Genomic DNA, 17,924 nt, shown 5'->3' with positions numbered 1-17,924 from the left:
ACCGTGACGCTCCACCACTTCGACCAGCGGATCATTGCCGCCCATCAAGCCCGTGCCGCGCACCCAACCGATCTTCGGATGGGCGAAGGTCACACGGCTCGACCACACCTTTTCGGCGCGAGCACGGTTCACAATCGCATCAAATGCGCTCTTCACTTCGCCGTAGGCACCGTCGCCGCCGAAAATACCGCGGTTCGGCGATCCCGGCAACACCACATGCAACTTGTGCTGCACATCAGTGTCGGCACCGATCTTCGCAAGTCCGGCAATCGCACGCTCAACACCCCACAGCATGAGGCGAGCCTGAGATTCGAACAGTTCGCCGGAATCGGCAAGGTTGCCATGTACCGGCGGAGCCGCGAACGGGAAGAACAGGCTCGGCTCGTAAGCAGGCTTGAGAATCGTGGTGGTCGCACCGGAAGTCTTCTTCTGCACATTGCCGACCCAAGCGACCAACGCGTCCACATCACGGTAGCTTGACAGGTTCGCGGGAACCAGCCACAGCTTGGCATCACCCGCCGCATGCTCACGATAGGTCTGCTTAGCCCATGCCTTCACGCTTGGCTTGAAGCTGTGCGAGGTGGCCACCACGGTAGCACCGCCCGCAAGTAGGCCGTTGACTACCTGGGCTGCGATGGAGTTCGGAGCCACGCCGGTCACCACTGCGATATCTCCAGCAAAACGGCTGTTTTCTGCCGATTCGGAAGCGTTTTCTACTGCCTCGCCAGCGACACGATTGAATGCGGCCTTCAGATCCGCGTTGTCGCTCTTGCCTGCATACCAAGCAGCTTCGTCGGCAATGGTCTTGCCGAGACCGATGAAGCTGCCGTTCAATGCGGATTCATCGTTGTTGTAGTAGGCGCGTGCCAAGTCTTCACGTGCGGATGCCCAACGATCGTCGAACAGAATGGCCTTGCGCTCGTCGAAACGAGGTTCGACCTGCTTCGGCCAGTCAGCGCCGAGTTCAGCTTCGACCGCAGCCGCAACAGCCGCGTTCTCATCAGCAGTTTCCTCGGCAACCGGAGCGACTACGCCCAGCTGGTTCAGCACGAACTTCGCCGTGGAGGCGAGCACGCCATCGGCACCGGTCACCTTGGCTGCGAACGCGTCCAAAGCGGCGGAATCAACCACTGCCCCGCCGGCTGCGCCACCGGCGCTCGGCATGGCAACGGCGATGCCCTTATCGGCAGCAACCTTCTGTACGGCCGCATCGATCAGCGCGTTGGCAGCGGTCGCATTGGAAGCGGCATCCGTGCTCAACGAGGCAAGATCACCGCCACGAGAGCTGGCCCCCTCACGGGTTTCGAGCACGAGCGTAGCCACCACATGGGAAGCCCACCCTTCGCCAAGCTGCCATGTATCGGTCACACGCTTAGTGATCTGGCCGAGCTTCACACCGGCGGCACCGAACATGCCACGCACACGGTCGCGCACAATGTCAGACAGCACCGGACCGAACGCCTTGTAGTTCGGAGCGACCTTGTTGACCAAAGCGCTCAGCGCCTTGACCGTCGCTTCGGCAGCACCATCCACGGAAGCCACACCCAGTTCGGAACTGATGTCCATAAGCAGCTGATTACGGCGGGAAGACACGCCATTGGTCAGTGTGTCGGTGGTATCGCTTTCGCCGATCTGATCGGGGCGAACCTTAGCCGAGTAAGCCAGCAATGTGGCAATCGCATCGGATGCCCTGAATGCAATATCAGCAACGGCAACGTCAGACGGAGCGCCGGCGAGAGCTGCAACAACCGGAACTTCCGCAACAGCAGCAGGAGCAGCTGCAGGAGCTGAGGCAACAGCCGGAGCAGCAGAAGAAGAAGCAGAAGTCACAACCGCAGAATCGTCAGCATCTTCTTCCGGAACCAACGAATCGGAATCAGTCATGTATACGCGGCCTTCATCGCGACCAACGTTGTATACCGTCACATCGCGACCTGCAAACTGCGGCAGACGCAACGTCTTGGAACCCAGATTGGCGAGCGTCGGAGCATTGCCGAGACCAACCTCAACATACTCTTCCACGCCAAGACCGCCCTGCTCGGAGGAACCGAACAGCAGAGCCTGCGTCTCAATCCAACGCACCGGAGAGGCGAACTGCCAAGACAGCAGTTCCGTAAGCAGCAATCGGCCGAGCTTCTGATCATCAGCAGCATAGGAATCCCAAATCTGCGGATCATCCAAAGCGGCCTGAATGCGCTCGGACGGCACGACTTCGAGAATCTTGGCTGCGAATTCCTTCGTCATTTCGAACGGAGCCGCGACCAGGTTCGGAATGTAGCGTCCGACCAGGCGGCCACGGTAATCGATGGTCTGCGGCAGGAGCGCGTCAAGCTTGTCGCGGAATTCCGGCACGCCTTTGCGCAGCAGCGTGGAATGGAACGGCACATCGATGCCCGGCACCAGCATGAACGCTGGCTTGCCGCCATATTCGGCCACGCGGCGGCTGGAATCGGCCTTCAGCGCCTTCAAACCGGCAATGGTGCCTGCCACGGCATACTGCTGGCCAGCCAGGTTGTAGTTCACGATCTGCAGGAACTCGCCGGAAGCCTTCGACACGGATTCAACGTACTCGCGCACGCCGTCATCGCCCACACCGAACTGGTTCGGACGCAACGCACCCATACGGTAGTTGGAACGGCCTTTCGCATCGCGCGGAATGAGGTGATGCATGGTGGAGCCGCGGTGGAACACGAGTTCGATCACGGTTTCCAGCGGAATCACGCCGGCGAAGGAGCTCAGCGCGTTGTATTCGCCCAGCGAGTGGCCTGCGAAATAGGAAGGCCAAATGTCGGCGCCGGCTTCGCGCAGACGTGCGGTTTGGGCGAATGCCACGGTGGCGAGCGCCACCTGCGTGAACTGGGTCAGGTTGAGCAGGCCTTCCGGATGGCGGTAGGTCACGCCGTTGGCGGTCAGTTCCTTCGGATTGTCACGCACGACGGCAAGGATCGAGAATCCAAGCTTCTCGCGGGTCACCTTGTCGGCACGCTCCCACACGTCTCGTGCGGCCGGGGACTTGGCACGCTCGTCGAGCACCATGCCCTGCCGCTGTATGCCCTGGCCCGGGTATACGAACGCGGACTTCGGCGCACGCACGATGGCGGTGCCACGAGACACGATGTTGCCTTTGATACGGCTGGTCACTTCGAGCACCATGCCGGAGTGAGCCACGCGTCCGACGCGTTCGATGGAGATTTCCACTTCGTCGTCGAGCTGCACCATGCCGTACATGTTGTAGGTCCAGCCTGCGATTTCATAGTGCGCACCCTTGCCGTCAAGCGCCTGCACCGCGTATTGTGCGGTTGCGGAGAGCCACATGCCGTGCACGAGCGGTGCCGCAAGACCGGAAACAGCAGCGCCACGATGCGAGGTGTGGATCGGGTTGAAATCACCGGAAGTACGTGCGAAGGCGGTCATCTCGTGCGGAGCGGTCACCTTGACGCGGCGCAGCAGCCGGCGCGGAGTGCTTTCGATTTCCGCGTCGATTCCACCATAGTCCGGTGCTTCCGGCGGCAGTGCGTCGGAGTATGCACGACCACGGATGGCGAAACGTTCGGTTTCGTTGGCAAGCACGGTGCCGTCTTGCGTGCTGTGGGTGACGTGGATGGTCACCACACGGCCGGATGCCGATTCGAAGTAGTCTTCGGCCCAGCTGGTCAGCGCGATTTGTTCGCCGATATGCTTGAGCAGTTCGTCTTCGCTGACTTCCAGTTCGATGAGATGGTCGAGATGCACTGCGTTGAGCAGGCCTTCGATCACAGGGAAGCCGTTGACGTACACGGATCCGAGGGCCGCGTAGATGGCGGGCCATGCCGGCCCGACGAGCGCGTCCGGTGCGATGCGCGACGGCACCAGGTTGCTTGGCAGCGCGCCGCCGGTGGCCGCTTCATGGTCGAAGCCGAGGTTGGCGGACAGCGTGTAGCTGGTATGCGCCTGGCCGAACGGATAGGAGGCTTTGTCAGCCACCTGTTCAATAACAGGCATGGCGGTAAGCTTGTCGCCAGTAATGGCGGTGTTACCAATGCCGGCAGTGTCTGCAAGCATACGGTACACGTGTTCCGGTAGGCGGTCACGGTCGACCACCGGGAAGAGCCCGGATTCGTTGCCGTCTACGTTCAGCGGGATGACGATGTCTCGTACGGCATGCTTGGACTTGCCACCGTCCGGATCGTTGTCCCAGTAGGTATCGAGATGGATGTCGAGATCGTACTTTTCGACACTCCCTTCGCTGGAAATCTTGCGAATCTCATAGTTGGCGTCACCGTTGCTGGTGCCGTATGCCGGGTTTGCCATAAGATGGCCCACCCACGAAATGTTCGGGGATTTGCGAATGAATTCTTCTGCGGAAGATGCCACGCCGAGCTGGGCGAACGCGGTTTTAGCTGCGATCGGCGATTCTGCGGAAACGCGCTTAACCATGGCCGCTTCGAAACGGCCAAGAATGTCGGCGACCGGTTCGTCAACGGTGGTGATGCCCGCAACGGAGATCGGACCAGGAATAATACGCACGGAATCGGCGGAGTAACGGGAGTCTTCGGACTGCCACAGCTGGTCCTGACCCCACCAACGCAGCAGGTCGTTGTCGATGACGGGCACGAACGGCATTGGCTTCGGATATTCACGCACGAGCACCGGGAACCAAGCTTCATCCATCGGGGTGACGGTCAGTTCGTCGGCTTGCGGATAGGCTTCGGCAAGCTTGGCGATGGCCGCGTGCGGATCGGATTCCACATCGGCACGGGATGCGAACAGCGATGCGAATTCGCCGCTTTCCTGCGTGGTGACGCGAGCTTCAATACGCTGCAGCAAGTGCAGGAAGCGATCGGCATAGGTTTCGTCGACCCACGGGAAAGCGAGATCGGCGAAACGCTGCGCCCATGCGAGATAGGTCATGGCCTTCAGGTCGCCGAAATACGGCTTCGCGGTGGCGTTCAACGCTTCGATGATTTCCTCACGACGGCTTTCCAGCTCTTCCGGATGCTTCATCACGCGCACCAGCAGGCGTCCACAACGTGCGGAAGAGTTTTCCAGCTCGTAAATGTCGGCATGCAGGTGGCTCAGGCCGGAAGTGACTCCACCCTTGGCCTGGCCGCTCGGCACCCACTGCTCGCCCAGCGGAGCGAACGGATCGGCGTCTGCTCCCTTGGCGGGAATGCCTGGGGTGTTGACGAGCATCTGCTTGACTTCAGGGCTGGTGTGCGCTTCCTTGGCGGTCATCACGGCGGTGCCGACGAGCACGCCATCCACCGGCATGAGCGGGCGACCGTATTCGGCGGACCATTCGCCGGTGATGTAGTCGGCGCCACGTTCCGGCGTGCCGATGCCGCCGCCGACCACGAGCACAAGGTTCGACTGTTCGCGCACTTCGGCATAGGTGCTCAGCAGCAGATCATCCAACGATTCCCACGAATGGTGACCGCCTGCGGAACCGCCTTCAACTTCGATCAGCACCTTGACCGGAGCGACGGCCTTGGCGATACGCACCACCTGACGAATCTGGTCGACGGTGCCCGGCTTAAAGCTCACATACGGAAATCCGTCGGCGTTGAGATTGTGGATGAGTTCCACGGCCTCGTCAAGTTCCGGAATGCCCGCGGACACGACCACGCCGTCGATCGGAGTGCCGCTGGCACGCTTCTTCGGCACGATACGCTGGGATCCGAACTGCAGGTTCCACAGGTAGCGGTCCATGAACATCGCGTTGAATTCAACGGTACGGCCTTCTTCAAGCTCTTCTTCCAGCTTGGCGACATGACGGTCGAACACGCTGGCGGTCACCTGGCCACCGCCTGCAAGTTCCGCCCAGTAGCCGGCGTTGGCGGCCGCTGCCACGATTTCCGGTTCCACGGTGGTCGGGGTCATGCCGGCGAGCAGTACCGGAGCCTTGCCGGTCAGTTCAGTGAATGCGGTGCGCACCTTGTCTCCAGCGGAGGTGTGTATGATGCTTGGTGCGAAGCGGGTCCAGTTCTGGGTGCGCTCCGGCAAGGTTTCCAGCGTGGAAAGCTCGCCGCGATCAGCCACGGTGGAGGCTTCCACCACACCGACACCAGTGCCTTGGGCAACAGTGGAAAACAGTTTGCCAACGGTGGTTCCCGGACCAAAGTCCAACACCCACAGGGCACTCGGATCGGTGGATTTCATGAGCGCACGCACGCGGGCGGCCCAATCCACATGGTTGAGCAGCACTTCGGCTGCAAGCTCGCGAGCGTGGTCGGCGTCGATTCCGCAGGATTCCGCCCATGAAACAGCCTGTGAAACAGCATCGGCCATGAGCGGGCTGTGGAACGGCAGGGTCACGTCAAGGTATTCGAGCACCGGTTCGAACACACGGCCGCCACGCACCTTCTCTTCGCGCAGCTTGGCCTGGTGCTTGTGCTCCTTGGCCACTTCCACGCCGAACGCGGTCAGATCCTCTGGGTAGCCGGAGAGCACATAATGCGTGGCGGAATTGGTGACGGCCACGGCAATCGGGCCGCGGGCACCGGAAACACGCTTGATCAGCGCATCCACCTGGGCACGGGTGATGTCTTTGACCGACAGCATCGGCGTGGCTTCGCCGTGACGTGCGGCAAGACCAAGCTGACGCGCCTGACGGGTGCCGGCAACACCGATCAGCGTGGCAATCGCAAGAATTTCATCAATTTGCGCGGAAGCCGCCTCAATGGAACCCGCTTCGACAATCGACTGCACCATGTGCACGGCGAGCACGCCTTGGGAGTGACCGAGCACGGCAACCGGCTTGGCAACGGCGGGATTGTAGCCGAGAGAAGCAGCGTCGAGCAGCGCACCCAACTGGGCGAGAGCAATGCCCGGAACGCTTGCGGAAGCCGCTGCGGCAGCGCCGAGTCGTGCCGGATTCGGCTCGAATCCAAACAGATCGACCGGGCGGCCGGTGGTGGCGAGCAGGTCGGCTGACACCGGGTACAGCAGTGTCTGGGCTGCGTCGGCATGGGCGTGCAGCGCTTCGTTGAGCACCGGATTGGCGCTTTGGTCGGTGAGTGCCACCGGCCATGGGGTGGATTGTCCGGCGAAGGCGAGCGCGTGCGGCTCACCGTTCAGTCGATCAAGAAAAAAGGTGTTCATGATGTTCCTTACTTATTTCAAAAATCTTGCGATGTGTTCTTGCGATTGATTCTTGCGTTTACGTTTGCTTACGATTCATCCGCGCACTTTGCACCCGTCACAACGGCTGGTTGCCATGGTGTTTGGTGGTTTTGCGCACACGCTTCTTGCTGGAGAGCAGTTTGAGCGATTCGATGATGGTTTCGCGCGTTTGCTCGGGGTCGATCATGGCGTCGATTTCACCCATTTCCAGCGAAAGATTCGCGTTGACGGTGGTGCGTTCGTAGTCGGCCACGTATTTGGCCCGGAGCGCTTCGACGTCTTTGCCTGCGTCTTTGGCTTTCTGCAGGTCTTTGCGATGGATGATGTTCACCGCTCCGGATGCGCCGAGCACTGCGATTTGGCTGGATGGCCAAGCGTAGTTGAGGTCGGCTCCAATGGCTTTGGATCCCATCACGATGTAGGCACCGCCGAAGGCTTTTCGCAGGATTACGGTGACCAGCGGCACTTGCGCGTTGGCGTAGGCGTAGATCACTTTCGCACCGCGGCGGATGATGCCTGCATGTTCCTGTTCGGCGCCAGGCTTGTACCCGGGGGTATCCACCAAGGTGACGACCGGCAGGTTGAACGCGTCGCACAGACGCACGAAGCGTGCCACTTTTTCGGAGGAATCCACGTCGAGGATGCCCGCGTTGACGTTCGGCTGGTTTGCCACAATGCCGACCGGATGCCCGTTCACGCAGGCGAATCCCACCACTGCGGAGCTTGCAAACAGCTCGTGCACTTGTACGAATTCGCCGTAGTCCACGATGCAGCGGATCACGTCGAGCACGTCGTATGGCTGGCGGTCGTTGTCGGGCACGATGGTGGCGAGTCGTTTGGCTACATCACGATCGGAGCGGGTTGCGGCGTACGCGTAGGTGGGCGGCTGCAGGTCGGAGTTGGACGGCAGGTAGGCGAGCACGGTTCGCGCGTAGTCGATCGCATCGGCTTCGTCTTCGCCCAAATAGTGCGCTACGCCGGAGGTGGCGTTGTGCACATAGCCGCCACCGAGATCGTCCATGCTGATCACTTCGCCGGTGGCCGCTTTGACCACATCAGGGCCGGTGACGAACATGTTGGAGTTCTCGCGGGTCATGATGATCAGGTCGGTCAGTGCCGGGCAGTACACGGCTCCGCCCGCGCAGGGGCCGAGAATCAGCGAAAGCTGCGGCACGAAACCGCTGGCATCGCAGGTTTTGCGGAATAGATGCCCGTATTGCGTCAGTGCGGCCACGCCTTCCTGAATGCGGGCGCCACCCGAATCGATGAGCGCGATGATCGGCACTTTCAGATCGAGCGCCTTGTCCATCAACCGGCAGATCTTGCGGCCTTCCGCGACTCCCAAAGTGCCGCCACGCACGGAGAAATCCTGCGCATAGACGGCGACTTTGCGCCCGAACACTTCGCCGAAACCGGTGATGACCGCCGCTCCCGCACGGCCACCGTTGATGTCGCCGCCGCAGAATCGTCCGATTTCCTCAAAAGAACCGGTATCGAGCAGAAGGTCGAGACGTTCGCGTGCCGTCAGCTTACCTTTAACGTGCTGGCGATTGCGTGCATGGTCTTCCGCTTCGTGCGCGAGTTGTGCCGCTCGCAGTACGGATGCGCGGATTGGCTGGGATGCGCCCGGCACGTCGGTTGCGGAGGCGGTTGCGGCCGCAGAGACGGCTTCGGCTGCGTTTTTGCCGAGTCGTTCCTGCTGTTCCATCACTATTTTCACGGCTTCTTTAACGGCCGGGCTTGCGATGATATCGGTCATCACTTACCCCCTTCCGTAGTGTCGCCAACAGCGGTTCCGTCAGCTTGCTTTCCGTTACCGCTCGCTCCGGTCACATCGATGGTCATCAATGTCTCGCCGGCTTCCACGCCCGCCGCGGGCCCCACGAAAATCTTGGTGACGGCGCCTTTGACCGGCGCGTACACATAGTTTTCCATCTTCATGGATTCGAGTACGACGAGCAGGTCGCCCTTGGCCACCTGCTGGCCTTCGGCCACGTTGATGCGTGTCACGACGGCCTGCATCGGACTTGCGATCACGCCGGATTGGCCGTCGTTGCTTTGCTGTTTTTTCTGCGCATGATGCAGTCCCTGCCCGCGCAGAGGCTGGATGGCGCGTTTCGCGTCACGTGCCTTGGCACCGCCCGTCAGGTTGGCGACGATGTCGTTCGGCACGGTCAGCGACACTCTGCGATTGTTGACTTCGATAACGAAGGTTTCGCTGGATTCCTTCTTGTCGACGTCAAGAGAGCCCGTCACGCCAGATACGGATGCCGGCTGCCCTCCTTGGGACGATGCAGCTTCTTTGTTGAGGTACTTGCGTTCCAGCCATTTAGTGCTGACATCGTATGCGGCACCGTGTTCGGCGGTGAATTCATCGTCATTGAAGATCTGTTCGAACAGGCTTGCCGGAGTTGGCACGCCTTCCACTTTCAGTTCGCTCAATGCTCGGCGCACACGTGCCACGGCCGCGGCGCGGTCGGATGCGGTGACCACGAGTTTGCCCATCATCGAATCGAATTTCGGCGAGATGGTGTCGCCTTCGACGACGCCGGAATCCACGCGGATGCCCGGTCCGGACGGCCAACGCAGCGAAGTCAGCGTGCCGGAGCTTGGCGCAAGGTTCTTTGCCGGATCTTCGCAGGTCAGACGCAGTTCGAAACTGTGCCCACGAAGCGGATGGTTCACGGTCAATTCCCCACCGTTGGCGATGGTCAGCTGCTCGCGCACCAGGTCGAGTCCGCAAACCTCCTCGCTGACGGTATGCTCCACCTGCAGGCGCGGATTGACTTCCAGGAAGTACACTTTGCCTTGCTCGGTCACCATGAATTCGCAGGTGCCAAGGCCTTCGTAATCGACCGCTTCGAACAGTCGGCGGGAGTAGGTTTCCAGCTGGTCGGTCACATCGGAGGGAAGGAACGGTGCGGGAGCCTCTTCAACAAGCTTCTGATTGCGGCGCTGCACGGAGCAGTCGCGCGTGGAATACACGGTGAAGTTACCGTGCGAATCGCGGCCGCACTGCGTTTCGACGTGACGCCCTTTGTCGATGAATCGTTCCACGAAATATTCGTTCAGATCGCCGCCCTGCAGCGCGTCATGATTCATGTAGAAGCCGCGCAGCTCATCGTCATTATGCACCAGCGTGATGCCGCGGCCGCCGCCGCCATCGGTGCGCTTGAGCATCAACGGATAACCGTGCGTGTGTGCGAAATCAAGCAGCAATCGCATGTCGGAAATCGACTGGGAAATACCGGGAACCGGCGGAACTTTCGCAAACGTCGCCACACGACGTGCGGTGATCTTATCTCCCAAATCCACGAGGGCTTCCGGATTGGGACCAACCCAAGCCGCGCCCGCGTCGATCACTTTCTGTGCGAATGAAGCGACTTCGGAAAGGAACCCATAGCCCGGATGCACTGCGTCGGCACCGCTGCGCTGCAGAATGTCGATCAGCAAATCCTCGTTGAGATATGTGTCTTTGTATGTGTCTCCGGAAAGCAGATATGCGTCGTCAGCCATCTGCACATATTGCGCATGGCGATCCTGTTCCGCATACACCGCAACCGTGGGAATCCCCATCTCACGTGCGGTGCGCACTACGCGAAGAGCGATTTCACCGCGATTCGCCACCAGAAGTTTGTTGACATTTTTAGGCATAACGTCAAGTTTGGCCGAACGAACGAAAACTCGGGAACTCGTTTCCCACAAAAGACACGCGATCTTTTTGTAAGGCTCCACAAACGTTACCGAAACTTAGCCAGCCTACGATTGGGGGCATAAGTTGACAAACCATGCATTTTCGTCACTTTTGCGATTGCCGTCATTTCGGCCGTCAACAATCGTCGATTCATCAACAGTAATGCAATCAAATTCAAGGAGAATTATCGTGCGTAACGCAATGCTGACGCTCAAAACCACACTGAAAACCGCTACCAGCGGCACTCTTGGATCCGTACTCAAGCCCGCGCTGTTCGCCGTGCTCATGTGGGCAGCTTCCGCGGCTGGCGCCGTCCCGATTCCAGGCACGCCCGTGCCGATCACCCTGCAGACGTTTGTGGTGATGCTGGCCGCGCTGATGCTGCCGTGGAAGCAGGCCGGCGCCGCGATGCTCATGTATCTGGCAGCAGGCGCGGTCGGTCTGCCGGTGTTCGCAGGCGGCGCTTCCACCATGGCATTGGTCGGCCCGAGCGCCGGCTTCCTGATCGGCTTCCTGCCGGCGGCCGTCGTCACCTCGCTGCTCAAGGGCGAAGCCCGCACCGATTCGCTGAAGCACGGTGCGTTGACCGCCGCACGTTATCTGTTCGCCTGCGTCGCCGGCTGCATTGTGCTTGACTATCTGCTTGGTTTCATCGTGCAGTCCGCCATTACCGGCGTTGCACTGCCAATCGTTGCGGTGGCTTCCATGGGATTCATTGCCGGCGACGCGGTCAAGGCCGTTGTCGCTTCCGCCGTGGTCGCAGGTCTTGCCAAGCTGAAGTGAGTGGAACTCGTTACGAACGTTTCCTCACTTGCTGAGCACGCCCACATCGGCCGTGCTCACCCGACGCAGCACGCCTTCCTGATCCTCAATGGTCAGGGAGGCGTCGTCGTTTAAAGCGATAGCTTTGCCCCGCAGGGTGGTTCCGTCCACGAAATGCGCTTCGCAAGATTTGCCAAGCGTCCAACAGATCGGAATCATGGCCTCTCTGGCGCGCATGGCCTCACGATGGGGATCTTCCTCGAAATCAGCCAACCGCGAGCGCAATCCTTGTACCCAACGTGCGGCGATCGCATCGCGCATAACGGCAGCATCCGGCAGATCATGCGCAATCAACTGCAATGACGTGGCCATGTCTATCGGCAATCGCGCCTGTGCGATGGCAAGATTCAAACCGACGCCGATCACAATGGCGACGCGATCCCCGCAACCCGTAATCGGCACCATCTCAGCGAGAACGCCACCGAGTTTCCGTCCGTCCACGAAAATATCGTTCGGCCATTTCAGCGCAATGTTTCCGATGTTCCCGTCAAAACCGCCGCCGCAATCGCGTACCGCGCCGACAATCGCCTCACGCATCTCGCAACCGGCGATCATTTGCAGCCAACCGCTGACGGATAAATCGCGCATAATCGAAACAGGAACGCTTACCACCAGCGACACGATGAACGACTCCCCCGGAACGCTCGTCCACGTATGGTCGAGACGCCCGCGACCGGCCGTCTGATCGTTCGCCGCAATGGCCACGATCTCATGCCCGCTCCACACGGACTTCCCTGCATTCACGCCATCCGCACCATTCGCACCGAACAGCACTCCCTCGCGCACCAAATCCGCGGCATACGTATTCGTGGATCCCACGGTGTCGAACAGCAGCACCTGATCCGCCGCAGCACAAGTACGCGGCATAATCATTGCCGAATCCAAAATCGCCATCATTACTCCCCATCTACTATGGTATTCGACGCAACGTAACATCCAACACAACAACCACGCAGCCGCTATTCGTTCTGCCGCACTTGGCTGGCCTCATACTCACTGACCATGTTCGCGTTGGCCGCCAGCCGCGCATTACGCGACTCGCGCCAGAATTGCAGGCATACGAAACCGAACACGAACGCGACCGGCAGCATATGCCGTTCGAAATTGTTGGCTGGAGCGGTGATCATCACGCCCATGAGCAGCAGCAAGGGCAGATGCCACGACAGCGAACGCCACCGTCGCAGCACCACTTCGGCAGCGCCGACCAGCAGCATTAGCGTTACGTACAGATTGCCGTGCGTCACCCAGCCGATCACGGGAATATTGCCCCATCCTTTGGCGAAACCGGCCACCGCATCGCGCCAATCGTGGTTGTACAGGTGTATCCACACATTGCCGCTCTGCACGTAATCGTTGTCCACGTAGTAGTCCATCGACACGTACGGTAAGTCGGCCACGTCGAAATAGCCGAAACACTCCGCGAAAAACGCGTCGAGTGCGATCACGGGATTCGCGACGACGATTTCAAGCCATGCCTCGTTGAAGTTCTTCATGTCGTCTTCGGTGACGGTACGCCACTTGTAGCTGACTTTTTTCGATTGGATACCGGAGGATTTCACCGGGTCGGCATCCTGCCAGGAGTATGCTTCGGCCATTTGGTCGAGGTTGAAGACGGGTTCGAGCTTTTCCGCCGCATCCGCCGGAATGCCGTTTGGATTGTATTTGGCAACGCGCGCAATCTGCTGCAGTTGGATGCCCCGGCTTTCGATCGGGTCGCCACCGATGATGGCACCCGTGTTGGTGAGGAATACGATGCCGCCATGAATGAGGATGGTCGGCAGCAGCAGTGCCACAAGATAGGTTTTCCAACGTTTTCGATCGTTGATGAGCGCCAGGATCAGGGTAAAGAGAATGATGTACCATGCGTATTTCGCGCTGATGAGCATCACGCAGCTTGAGATGGTGAGCGCCATGATCGAGCGTTTGCGCAGACGAGTCGGCTTGCCGTTGATGGTGGACAGCACTTTGACGTGCGTCATATGCAGTTCGTACCACACGCCGAACCACCATACGAATGCGAAAGCGAACAGTGGCGATTTCGTCAGGGAAATCGTGGCGAACACTGCAAGGGGGCACACCATGAAGAACAGAAGTATCACGAATCGGGTTTTCGCACCGGCCCGCAGTCTGGAAGGGCGTGCCACGACGCCCGCTTCGGGATGCGTGTAATCGCGCATATTCCAGCAATCGTGGCGTTCCGGACGCGAGAAGTCGAATGTGCCGACGCCGAGCCTGCGCCACGGCAGGTTGAAGAATCGGTTGGCGGTCGCCGAACAGCAGAATGCGGCGAACAGCCATTGCAATGCGGCAAGCACTACAATGCCCGCATCGTTGGAGTCGGTGAAATAGCGGGAAACCGCCGCCACCGCGCCGTAGAACACGGTGAGCACAACGTTATGCTGGTCGGTCAGGTACGTGGGATTATCCGGCCACATGTAATGCGCGGTCGGGTAGATATCCATGGGCACGAACGAGAAGAAACCGATATATGGCTGCTTCAGGCCCATCCACTGGTTCAACGCCCAGCTGAATTCGCGGATTTGCGAACGTATGTCGGCGCCGAATGCAGCCAATAGCGTGGTCGGCACCCACAGCCAGCCGATCACGAACACCAGCATGAGTTTCCACCAGCAATCGGTGCAACGAGTCAGTTTGCGCCCAAGCCATACGATCATCGCATGAAGGGCACGCCCCGGACGACTGTGCGCAGCATCATGCAGGTGTCGCAACATAATGCCGAGCACAGTGGTTGGCGTTCCCGCGATCTCGTCGCATAGTCTTTCATACCGACGTACGAAATATCGCGGAAGCACGCGACGACCGTGTCCGAATCTGACCAGCGCGACGACAATCGAAAAACATATTGCGAAAGCGACCGCCAAATACAGCACGTTCAGCCAGCCGAAGTCGGAAAGTCCGCCACCGAACCAATACAACGGCCCGATGGCGCAACACCATGCCACCCACAGGCATGCCAGCACGGCCAGTGTCCAGCTGAGGAACGTACCGACCTTTTCGCCACGCTTTCCGGTTTTTTTGACTTCGCTCATAAGCGGCATAATAGCGGCACTCCCCGAATGAGCCTCACCTTGTTGTTGCCGCCCGTTCAGCGATTCGTTAGATAGACGGCTACACTTGACGCTTATGAACTCCGATCAGGCAGACATTCTCGACCTTCTGGCAGGGCACACCGACGATTCGACCATCGAACGGCTCGCTTTCGAATGCCTGATGACAAATCTTACGGATGATCGCGTCGCCTCGTTGATGAACGTGCTCGGATGGCGCGGAAATTTCGATTGTTTCGCGATTGGCGGCACACCGAAGGTGAGTCCTGCCTCGGCTTCGCTGGTCGCGCGCAATGCGGTGCGTGATTTGGGTGGGGAGCATGCGATCGTCGGCACGTACGGCAGTTTTCTGCTGGTGTTGGTCTGTCAGATGGGGGCCGCCACCGCCGAGGTGACGTGCACATCTGTCATGTCCGCGTTCAGCGAGGACGAGCCGGTGTATTTGAGTCCGGTACGTTCTGGTGTCGTCGGTGCCTCGCATGTGTTGCGTGAAACCTTGTTCTCGCTGCAGGCCGCTCCCGCTTTGGCCTCACCGTCCCGCCCGTTGCGCGCCGACGAATTGCTGCCTGAGAGGGCGCTTTTGGGCGATGACTACGCGCGTGAGGAGCTGTATCAGAACGTGTATCGGGTGCTTCATGGCGATAATCCCGACGATCCGACGTTTGTGACGGTTTCCACGTTTTTGAGGAACGGCAGTTCGTTGGAGAACACCGCGAAGGATTTGAACGTGCATCCGAATACGGTGCGTTATCGTTTGAAGCGTGCCGCGGAAACGACCGGTTGGGATGCGACCGATCCACGCGACGCATACGTGTTGACGACCGCGCTTGCAATTGGCCGTATGCGCGATCGTTGAAATCACTTTTCTGTTTTAATATCTATCTGATATCTGGTTTCATTGAGATTCTTTGATATTCAGACAATTGCAGGATCATTATGTATTAAATGAGACCGATAATCGCAAGATACATACGAAAAGACCCGCATCTCGCGTTAGGGCAGGATGCGGGTCTTTTGCAAGCTATATAGAAGCTATCTGCAAGCTATATTGCTCAGGCGATAACCGTCGGATCAACCGGGACGCCCGGGTTCATCGTGGAGGTGATGGTCGCCTTGGTGACGTAGCGGCCCTTCACGGTGGACGGCTTCAGACGCTTGATTTCGTCGGCAACAGCCTTGAAGTTCTCGTCGAGAGCCTGCTCGGTGAAGGAGAGCTTGCCGATGAGGAAGCTCAGGTTACCGTTCTTGTCGACGCGGAAGTCGACCTTGCCACCCTTGATGTCCTTGATGGCCTTGGTGACGTCCATGGTCACGGTGCCGGTCTTCGGGTTCGGCATGAGGCCACGCGGACCAAGCACGCGGCCGAGGCGGCCGACCTTGCCCATCATGTCCGGGGTAGCCACCACGGAATCGAAGTCAAGGAAGCCGTCGGCGACCTTCTGCACGAGATCGTCGTCACCGACGATGTCGGCGCCAGCCTCGAGAGCCTCGGTGGCCTTCGGGCCACGGGCGAACACGAGGACCTTGGCGGTCTTACCGGTGCCGTTCGGCAGGTTGACGGAACCGCGGACCAGCTGGTCGGCCTTGCGCGGATCCACGTTCAGGCGCAGCACGGCCTCAACGGTCTGATCGAACTTGTACTCCGGCATGCTCTTGACGAGAGCGATGGCTTCGTTGGCGGTGTAAAGATTGTTACGATCGATCTTCTCAGAAGCTTCGCGGTACTTCTTGGAACGCTTTACCATTTGTCCCTCTCCTCTCAGTCGGTAACCGTGATACCCATCGAGCGGGCGGTGCCCTCGATGATCTTCATGCCGGCTTCGACGTCGCGTGCGGACAGATCAGCCATCTTGATCTCGGCGATCTCGCGGACCTGAGCCTTGGTGACGGAGCCGACCTTGTGGGTCAGCGGGTTTTCGGTACCCTTCTGGATGCCCGCGGCCTTCTTCAGCAGAGCTGCCGCCGGCGGGGTCTTCAGAATGAAGGTGAAGGAACGATCTTCGAAAACGGTGATCTCAACAGGGATGACCTGGCCCATCTTGTCCTGCGTGGCAGCGTTGTACTGCTTGCAGAAGTCCATGATGTTCACGCCATGGGAACCCAGTGCCGGACCCAGCGGCGGGGCCGGGTTGGCCTTGCCAGCCTGAATCTGGAGCTTGAGAAGCGCCGAGACTTTCTTCTTAGGAGCCATTGTATGGTTCTTCTTTCTGTAGAAGCGGTGGTAGCGGCACCGGAGTAGGTCTCCCGCGTCCGATTCCTTCCGCAACGTATATTGCTGTGCTGTGCTAGCGGATTCCGCACCCTCGTCCAGGCACGCCAAACCCTCCAGACACAGGCTTTCCCATTGTGCCCACTCCCCCAGACAAAAAAGACCCCGCAATGCGCGGGGTCTTTCAAAATCCTTACTATTTTAAATTTCAGGCTAGCTTTTCTACCTGATTGAAGCCCAACTCCACTGGTGTGTCGCGACCGAAGATGGACACGAGCACGGTGAGTTTCTGTGTGGTGGGCTCAACGTCGGAGACGACAGCTGCCATGGTGGTGAACGGACCATCGGTGACGGTGACCTGATCGCCAACGGCGTAGGAGACTTCGAGGACGCGCTTCTTATTGGCGGCTGGCTTGTCGCCAGCCTTCTTGAGCGCTTCGGAGGCAATCATCGGAGCCATCATGGAAACGACTTCCTTGCGGCTCAGCGGCGCCGGTTCCTTGGTCGGGCCAACGAAGCCGGTGACACCTTCGGTTTCACGAACGATACGGCGGGCGTTCTCATCCGGAAGCATGCGAATCAGCACGTAGCCGGGAACACGCACGCGGGTGATGACCTTCTTGCCCTTTTCAGTGTGCTTTTCGACCTCTTCCATTGGCACTTCAACCTGGAAGATCTTGTCTTCCATACCGAAGCTCGCCACACGGGATTCAACGTTGGTCTTCACACGCTTCTCATAGCCGGAGTAGGTGTGCAGCACATACCATTTACCTTCGAGGGTGCGCAGGCTGTTGGAGAAGTCTTCGACGGCCTTAGCGCCGGCATCCTGCTCGTCGTCTTCCTTGCCCTCTTCGGACTCGTCGGAAGCGACTTCGGCAGTCGGCTCTGCCTCAACGGTCTCATCGGCGGTTTCCTGAACGCTTTCGCCTTCGGCCGGCAGCGCCTCAACGGCGGCCACGGCCTCGAGATCAGCTTCAGGAGCCTCGTCGAGGTTGTCAGAAAACACTTCGTCAGTCATGCAGTTTCACCT

Annotated in this window: 9 protein-coding genes and 1 pseudogene; 2 read left to right on the top strand and 8 right to left on the bottom strand. The window is 59.5% G+C overall.

Annotated features, from left to right (window positions below):
- Positions 1-764 precede the first annotated feature (764 nt).
- The 3 genes and pseudogenes from BBKW_RS01385 to BBKW_RS01375 all read right to left on the bottom strand — a co-directional run.
- Positions 765-7,080 (bottom strand): annotated as a pseudogene (locus BBKW_RS01385) (fatty acid synthase subunit beta domain-containing protein); the annotation flags it as partial.
- A gap of 97 nt (positions 7,081-7,177) precedes the next feature.
- Entirely contained in the window at positions 7,178-8,860 is a 1,683-nt protein-coding gene (locus tag BBKW_RS01380; protein WP_033500761.1) for an acyl-CoA carboxylase subunit beta, read from the bottom strand.
- Positions 8,860-10,755: an ATP-binding protein gene (locus tag BBKW_RS01375; RefSeq protein WP_033500816.1), complete on the bottom strand. Its 1,896-nt coding sequence runs from the start codon at positions 10,753-10,755 to the stop codon at positions 8,860-8,862. The genes BBKW_RS01380 and BBKW_RS01375 overlap by 1 nt, the downstream gene beginning before the upstream one ends.
- A 241-nt stretch (positions 10,756-10,996) precedes the next feature.
- On the opposite strand from BBKW_RS01375, the gene BBKW_RS01370 reads away from it, so the two are divergent.
- Positions 10,997-11,578 (top strand): biotin transporter BioY, encoded by a 582-nt coding sequence (locus BBKW_RS01370; RefSeq protein ID WP_033500760.1) that lies wholly within the window; start codon positions 10,997-10,999, stop codon positions 11,576-11,578.
- 24 nt (positions 11,579-11,602) lie between these two features.
- Here the strand turns inward: BBKW_RS01370 and BBKW_RS01365 are convergent, their stop codons facing one another.
- The gene (locus tag BBKW_RS01365; RefSeq protein ID WP_081962251.1) at positions 11,603-12,514 is read right to left on the bottom strand and encodes a biotin--[acetyl-CoA-carboxylase] ligase; all 912 of its coding nucleotides are present in this window, start codon (positions 12,512-12,514) and stop codon (positions 11,603-11,605) included.
- A gap of 62 nt (positions 12,515-12,576) precedes the next feature.
- Positions 12,577-14,676, bottom strand: a complete 2,100-nt coding sequence (locus BBKW_RS01360) for a DUF6020 family protein (RefSeq protein ID WP_033500759.1) — start codon at positions 14,674-14,676, stop codon at positions 12,577-12,579.
- Between the two features lie 85 nt (positions 14,677-14,761).
- Here BBKW_RS01360 and BBKW_RS01355 point away from each other — a divergent pair, with 85 nt between their 5' ends.
- The gene (locus tag BBKW_RS01355) at positions 14,762-15,541 is read left to right on the top strand and encodes a PucR family transcriptional regulator (protein ID WP_022245019.1); all 780 of its coding nucleotides are present in this window, start codon (positions 14,762-14,764) and stop codon (positions 15,539-15,541) included.
- Positions 15,542-15,737: 196 nt separating this feature from the next.
- Here BBKW_RS01355 and rplA read toward each other — a convergent pair whose 3' ends face one another.
- From rplA to nusG, 3 genes are all read right to left on the bottom strand, one after another.
- Positions 15,738-16,430 (bottom strand): 50S ribosomal protein L1, encoded by a 693-nt coding sequence (gene rplA, locus BBKW_RS01350; protein WP_004220116.1) that lies wholly within the window; start codon positions 16,428-16,430, stop codon positions 15,738-15,740.
- A gap of 14 nt (positions 16,431-16,444) precedes the next feature.
- Positions 16,445-16,876 (bottom strand): 50S ribosomal protein L11, encoded by a 432-nt coding sequence (rplK, locus tag BBKW_RS01345; RefSeq protein WP_022245020.1) that lies wholly within the window; start codon positions 16,874-16,876, stop codon positions 16,445-16,447.
- A 226-nt stretch (positions 16,877-17,102) separates the two neighbouring features.
- Positions 17,103-17,912, bottom strand: a complete 810-nt coding sequence (gene nusG, locus BBKW_RS01340) for a transcription termination/antitermination protein NusG (protein ID WP_033500758.1) — start codon at positions 17,910-17,912, stop codon at positions 17,103-17,105.
- Between the last annotated feature and the right edge of the window lie 12 nt (positions 17,913-17,924).

The sequence above is a fragment of the Bifidobacterium catenulatum subsp. kashiwanohense JCM 15439 = DSM 21854 genome, assembly GCF_001042615.1.
Classification (GTDB): domain Bacteria; phylum Actinomycetota; class Actinomycetes; order Actinomycetales; family Bifidobacteriaceae; genus Bifidobacterium; species Bifidobacterium catenulatum.
Note: the sequence above shows the minus strand (reverse complement) of the source record. Positions and strands in the feature narration are given on the sequence as shown.